The organism is Borreliella spielmanii (genome assembly GCF_014201705.1).
GTDB classification, from domain to species: Bacteria; Spirochaetota; Spirochaetia; order Borreliales; family Borreliaceae; genus Borreliella; species Borreliella spielmanii.
This window is the reverse complement of record NZ_JACHFA010000013.1, coordinates 1-5480: the sequence shown is the minus strand read 5'-3', so window position 1 is coordinate 5480 and position 5480 is coordinate 1. Positions and strand designations below refer to the sequence as shown.

5 protein-coding genes are annotated in these 5480 nt (G+C 29.7%); 2 read left to right on the top strand and 3 right to left on the bottom strand.

Translation table 11 applies throughout. The features are described from left to right. Positions 1-269 precede the first annotated feature (269 nt). Positions 270-1040, top strand: coding sequence for a hypothetical protein (locus HNR35_RS05385; protein WP_183224441.1), 771 nt, complete (start codon positions 270-272; stop codon positions 1038-1040). A 27-nt stretch (positions 1041-1067) separates the two neighbouring features. Continuing rightward, positions 1068-1385: a hypothetical protein gene (locus HNR35_RS05380; protein WP_183224439.1), complete on the top strand. Its 318-nt coding sequence runs from the start codon at positions 1068-1070 to the stop codon at positions 1383-1385. A 16-nt stretch (positions 1386-1401) separates the two neighbouring features. Here the strand turns inward: HNR35_RS05380 and HNR35_RS05375 are convergent, their stop codons facing one another. Genes HNR35_RS05375 through HNR35_RS05365 form a run of 3 tightly spaced genes read right to left on the bottom strand, consistent with a single transcriptional unit; the run spans position 1402 to position 4414 of the window. Continuing rightward, a complete protein-coding gene (locus HNR35_RS05375; protein WP_183224437.1) occupies positions 1402-2730 on the bottom strand; it encodes a DnaB-like helicase C-terminal domain-containing protein in 1329 nt (442 codons plus the stop codon). Between the two features lie 3 nt (positions 2731-2733). Further along, the gene (locus HNR35_RS05370) at positions 2734-4035 is read right to left on the bottom strand and encodes a plasmid maintenance protein (protein WP_183224435.1); all 1302 of its coding nucleotides are present in this window, start codon (positions 4033-4035) and stop codon (positions 2734-2736) included. A gap of 4 nt (positions 4036-4039) precedes the next feature. Next, positions 4040-4414 carry a hypothetical protein gene (locus HNR35_RS05365; protein WP_183224434.1) on the bottom strand — a complete coding sequence of 125 codons (375 nt, stop codon included), beginning with the start codon at positions 4412-4414 and terminating at the stop codon, positions 4040-4042. Positions 4415-5480 lie beyond the last annotated feature (1066 nt).

Sequence of the window (5480 nt, the reverse complement as noted above, 5' to 3'; positions counted from 1 at the left end):
ATTAATCTGTAGGTATGCAAGTATTTATACTAAACAATAATTATAATATTATAATTATTGTTTAGTATAAATACTTGCATACCTACAGATTAATACCACTATCTCAACATTTAATACCATTATCTTAACATTTAATCCCATTATCTGAATATTTAATGACTATCATTTTATCAGTAGTGTAAATTAATACATTTTTCTAGTGGTTTTCGTATTAAAATCGTGAACTTTAAGTTTTGGATTTTTATAAAAATGTAGTATAATATATGAATATGAAATTCAGCAAATTTTTTCTAAAATTCAAGACTTCTAAAAATAGGGAAAAGCCCATTTACGAAATAAATCCCAAGGAATTCATTCTCATTAGTAAAAATCTAATAAAGACTTCTAGCACTACTCACCAATTACTTGGAATTATTATGGCTTCTGGAATTCCATTATCTGATTTGAAAAATCCAAATATCAAAACCTTACACAATCCAAAATCCAATATACTTTCTTATGAACTGGACAACGGCTTTAGGTTGAAAACATATTCTTTAGTCTGTTCTAGTGAAATTTCTAAATGCATTGAAAATCTAAACAAAAGCGAACTACTATCTATTAGTACAGACAAAATCAATTATGTATCAAAAAAAATATTTGATTCTAGAATTACTACTAAACAACTGAAAATTGCTTATTCTTTGATTGTAAAGTCTAAAGAAACAACCGAGGATAACAAATATACCAAAAATCCAGGAAATATACGAATACATAAAAAGCCTTGTATCCTAAATCTGGGCGAAAAAATCAAATATATTAACTCGTTTAAGCTTGCAAGCCCTGATGAAAAAAATCTAAATATCTTAAGAAACAGTAAACACAAAAATACATATGCTATTGCAAATTTAATCGCAATGTTTTTTTCTGGAAATGCACCCTGCAAAAATTTGTACAATCTAAAATTATACATTAACACCAACTTAAGAAAATTAGGCATTTACAAAAATACTAGTGATTTACAAAAGCGAATTTTTTCTAAAGTCTTTTTAATCAATTAATTGTAGTAAAAAATTTTCAATGCGACTATGAAAAATAAAATAAGTCCTATAAATAGACTACTAACCAAATTAGAAGTTATAATATTCACAATATATCAAACAAACAAACAATTTAGTCACTATTATCCAGAAACAATTTTTGAAAAATATAACAAGCTAATTCAACAATTGCTTCTATACAAAGAAACACCAACAGAAATTGAAATTAATACCATCAAACTAGAAAAAATCAACTTAATAACTAGATTTTACACCAGAGAAAAAGACAATAATCTTTTAGTCTATTATAAAATCAATTACCCCATACAAACATGTTACACCAAAATTAAGGATTATTATGGGTAGTAATTCTAAATTATTCTCAACCACCACCTAAATCCACAAATTTAGTGTATCTAGAAACAAAATCCATAGTTGCATTACCAGTCGCTCCATGCCTATTTTTAGCGACTATAACCTTTACTTTACGCACTTCTTCGTCATTATCTTGTTGTTCTTCGTCTTCCCTATGCAAGAAAATTACTATATCAGCGTCCTGTTCTAAAGACCCCGACTCACGCAAATTTGCCAAATTGGGCGCTTTACCTTGAGCCTCCCTATTCAGTTGAGAAAGTACTATTATTGGAATTTCAAGCTCAATTGCAAGTGCTCGTATATTACGGCTCAAAAATAAAACTTGCTCAAAACGGGGCGTATTATTATACTCGACAGAAATTAGACCTATGTAGTCAATGAAAATAATCTCAACGCCGTACTCCTTTTTCATTTTTCTAGCTTTAGATTTTAGATCATGTATTAGGATATTAGGAGTATTGTCAACCACAATTGAATAATTCTTAATCTTAGAACATGCTTTTTCACACTTTTGAAGCTCATTTTCGTCCATCAAACTCTTTTTATTGATCTTGTAGAACTCGACGCCCGAATTAATTGATATAAGAGTCATTGCTATGAAATCACTGACAACCTCAAGTGTAAAAAATCCAACACTTACACCTTGTTTGCACAAATTGCTTGCAATATTGAGTGCAAAAGTAGTCTTACCAACACTAGGCCTTGCACCAACTATCACATAGTCGCCTTTTTTAAAACCATTAATTATATTGTCGACGCCACTAAACCCACTAAGTATGTGGCTATCTTCCTTTCTATTTTCGTAGTTTTTGATCAAGTCTTTTCCAATCAAAAAATTTTTGTTTTTGTAGTTGCGTTCTAGTGAATTTGCCTTGGACTGTATAGTGTCGATCAACGCGACTAAATCTGTTGATTTATCTACAACGGATTGGCCAATTGCGTCAATGAATTTAAGAATTGAGCGCCTTACACTGCAGTCTCTAATAATGCTACAATGAGTTTGTAAGATTGTCCCGATCATAGTGTATGTTGAGATAGTTTCAATGTATCCATTAACATCAAAATCCGTTGAAACTTTTCTAGACTTATCATTCTTTTCTAGCTCTTCAAAAACTATAATCGGGTCAATCGAAACACCTTTTTGATGTAAATCCACAATACAAGCAAATATTTTCCTATGCAAGTCGCAATAGAAGTCTTCAGTCCGCAACTGTAGCAAAACTTCTTCAATACCTGCAGTGTTGTTTAGTAAACCACTAATTACAACACTTTCTGAATGTCTATTGAAAAGACTGTATTTTTCAGTAAAATCTTTGATTTTCAAGTGTTCGTTCACTTTTTACTCCTTTTCTTCACTCTTAAAACCATTTTTTAAAAATTCCTTAAAGTGGGTTGATAATTTGACAAAATCCTCAACTTTGTGAAATTCTCCATTTTCATCAAAATAGCCTTTTTGTCCCTTAAAAATAGCTTTTTGTCCCTTAAAAATAGAATAACCCTTGTCTATCTTTTGTTCACTTGTTGGTTTTTGAATTTGCTCTTGCTTGTAGATAGGAACATGTGTGTCCTTGAATTCACCTACCAAACAGAAAAAATCACTACCCTTAAAATGGGGATTCATGTACCATATTTTCTTTTTGTATTTCTGTTTGAACTTGGCCATATAGAATTCTAATATGTCTTTTAAGCGGTATTCGGCGGCCAAATAGTTAAGGTAGTGCTCAAGGTTGATCAGTGCGTTTTTGTACGTGTTTACGGTGTTTGAATGGCCTTTAAGGGCGGAAAAAAAAGTTACTGGGATTTTGTATTTTGTTGTTAGTTTATTTTCTTGATATTCTTCAAAACTTTCTTTGTAAGAAAATTTCAATTTGTTTTTTTTCTCTTTTTTCAGTTCATTTTCAATTTCATTTTTTTCGATAAAATTTTGTTTTTCTTTTTTTTGGTTATTTTCTGTAAAATTTTTGTTATTTTTTTCAGAAAAGTTTTCTATAGAATTCTTAATCTTATTATTATCTTTTATATATTTATATATAAGCGCTCCATTTGATGGCGCCCCATTTGATGGGATTGAGTTTGGTGCAGTAAGTTCATCGATCTCTTTTTTGAAGGTAGTGACTATTCTTTTGTCTTGCGTGTATTCCCTAATTTCATTTTCAAAATAAGCCCTTATAATTTCTACTCTATGTTGCCAGATATCAGCATTTGGCTTATAAAGGGCAAAGCCGCCATTATTTTTACCAAAACTTTTAGAAAATGAAACTACTAAATTCATTTTTACAAGTTTTTGTAGATCCTTATGCATAGTGCTTTTGGCTATAGTTTTGTAATTATTTTTTGCTAGCATTGAATTTACGACCTTTATTATGTCCTTAATTTGATATTTCTCAAGTTTTTGGGATTTTAGGTATTTTTGGTATTTTTTTTCTAAAAGCCACGACACTTTTAGCAGTCTTTGGTATTCAATTTCTTTTCTACCAATGTGTGAACTGAGCCGTAAATCGGAAATTTCTTTCAAATTTGGGTCGGTTTTTTTTGAATTTTCCCCAAGAATTTGAAAATGAAGTTTTTTGAAAATGAATTTTTTTGGATTGTTGACATTTTCTGTATCTTGTTTTAGTCTATGATTGATTATTAAAGTCATAAAATTAGGCCTCCTGTTTGTCTAAATTAGCTTTTACCATGACAATAGGGTAGCCTTTTTTGTTTGTTTTTTCAATTATTTTCATGTATCCTCCCATTGTATCTTGTAAGCGATTTGCAGGCCCCAAATACTTGGGGTAGTACTCAAGACTAACTATTGTGTTTTGGTATATTTCTAGGGCCTTGGAAAGGCCTTTTAGGCAAGAAAAAATCTTGCTGAGATATATTTCAGTTTTTTTTGAATTTTGTCCAAGAATTTGAAAATGAAGTTTTTTGAAAATGAATTTTTTTGGATTGTTGACATTTTCTGTATCTTGTTTTAGTCTTGTATCTGTAAAATGATATGTAGCATAATGGCGTTCTGTTTTGTAGTAGTGCATGAAATAAGAATGCCTTTTCTGCTTTTAAATGTCAAGTCCCAAAATGCGTCAAATCCACACTACAGCCGAGTTTTTCAACCAAGATAAAATATTGGTATTTTATTAACAATTTTAATTATTGTGGGCTTTGCAGTTGTATATTTAGTTTTCTAAATCATTTTAAATATTTGGTATTTTTTAACGCATTAAATCAAAACGCCGTAGCTCACTGTAGTTAAATAACGGCTTGATCTATTCTATCATTACGCTAATTACTTTTTGCAGGCAATACTTTTACTTTTGGTTTTGATAATCACTGTATGGCCAATGTGTTTTTGGTTTTGTTGTTGTTTGGAAGTTGTCTTTGGTTGGTAGCTTATTGCATCGTACGCAAGTACCCCCGTTTTGTTTATTTTTCATACGTGCTGCCAATGTATTATTGATTATTTCGAATTTTTTGATACAGTCTTTGATACAATCTTTACAAGTCATAACTTTTTCCTTTTTTACGCTTTATAATATGTAATTATATTTCTATTCCAACTTTTTACTAAAAAAAAATATTGCCATATAATATAATGTAGTGTGATGTATATTGAAAATAATACGGCGTTTAGCCAACATTAATTTTCTAAATTTGTTTGAAAATCCATAAAATATCCTATTGTTTTGGTATTAGAACAACCCTTTTACATCAGGGTTGTTCTCTTTTTTGATAAAATCTAAAATTTAGAAAATTTTCTAGTGTGGTGTGAAAACCGAAATTCAGGCGTATAATTACTAATACCGTTATTTATTATATTATGTCCATACATCAAGTGCAATGGTGTAGTTTTCGGGAAAAATTTTTTTCGTAGGACAAGAACACAACCCTTTTACATTAGGGTTGTTTTCTTTTTTGCTTACAAATGGGTTAATATCTAATCTTTTTGAAAAAAGTTTTAGTAATTTTGTTTAATTTGTAAGTAATTTTGTTCACTTTGTAAGTTTTCCTGTTTAATTTGCAGCTAAATATCTATACTAAATAATAATAATAAATATTATTATTATTTAGTATAGATATTTAGCTGCAAATTAAACAGGAAAA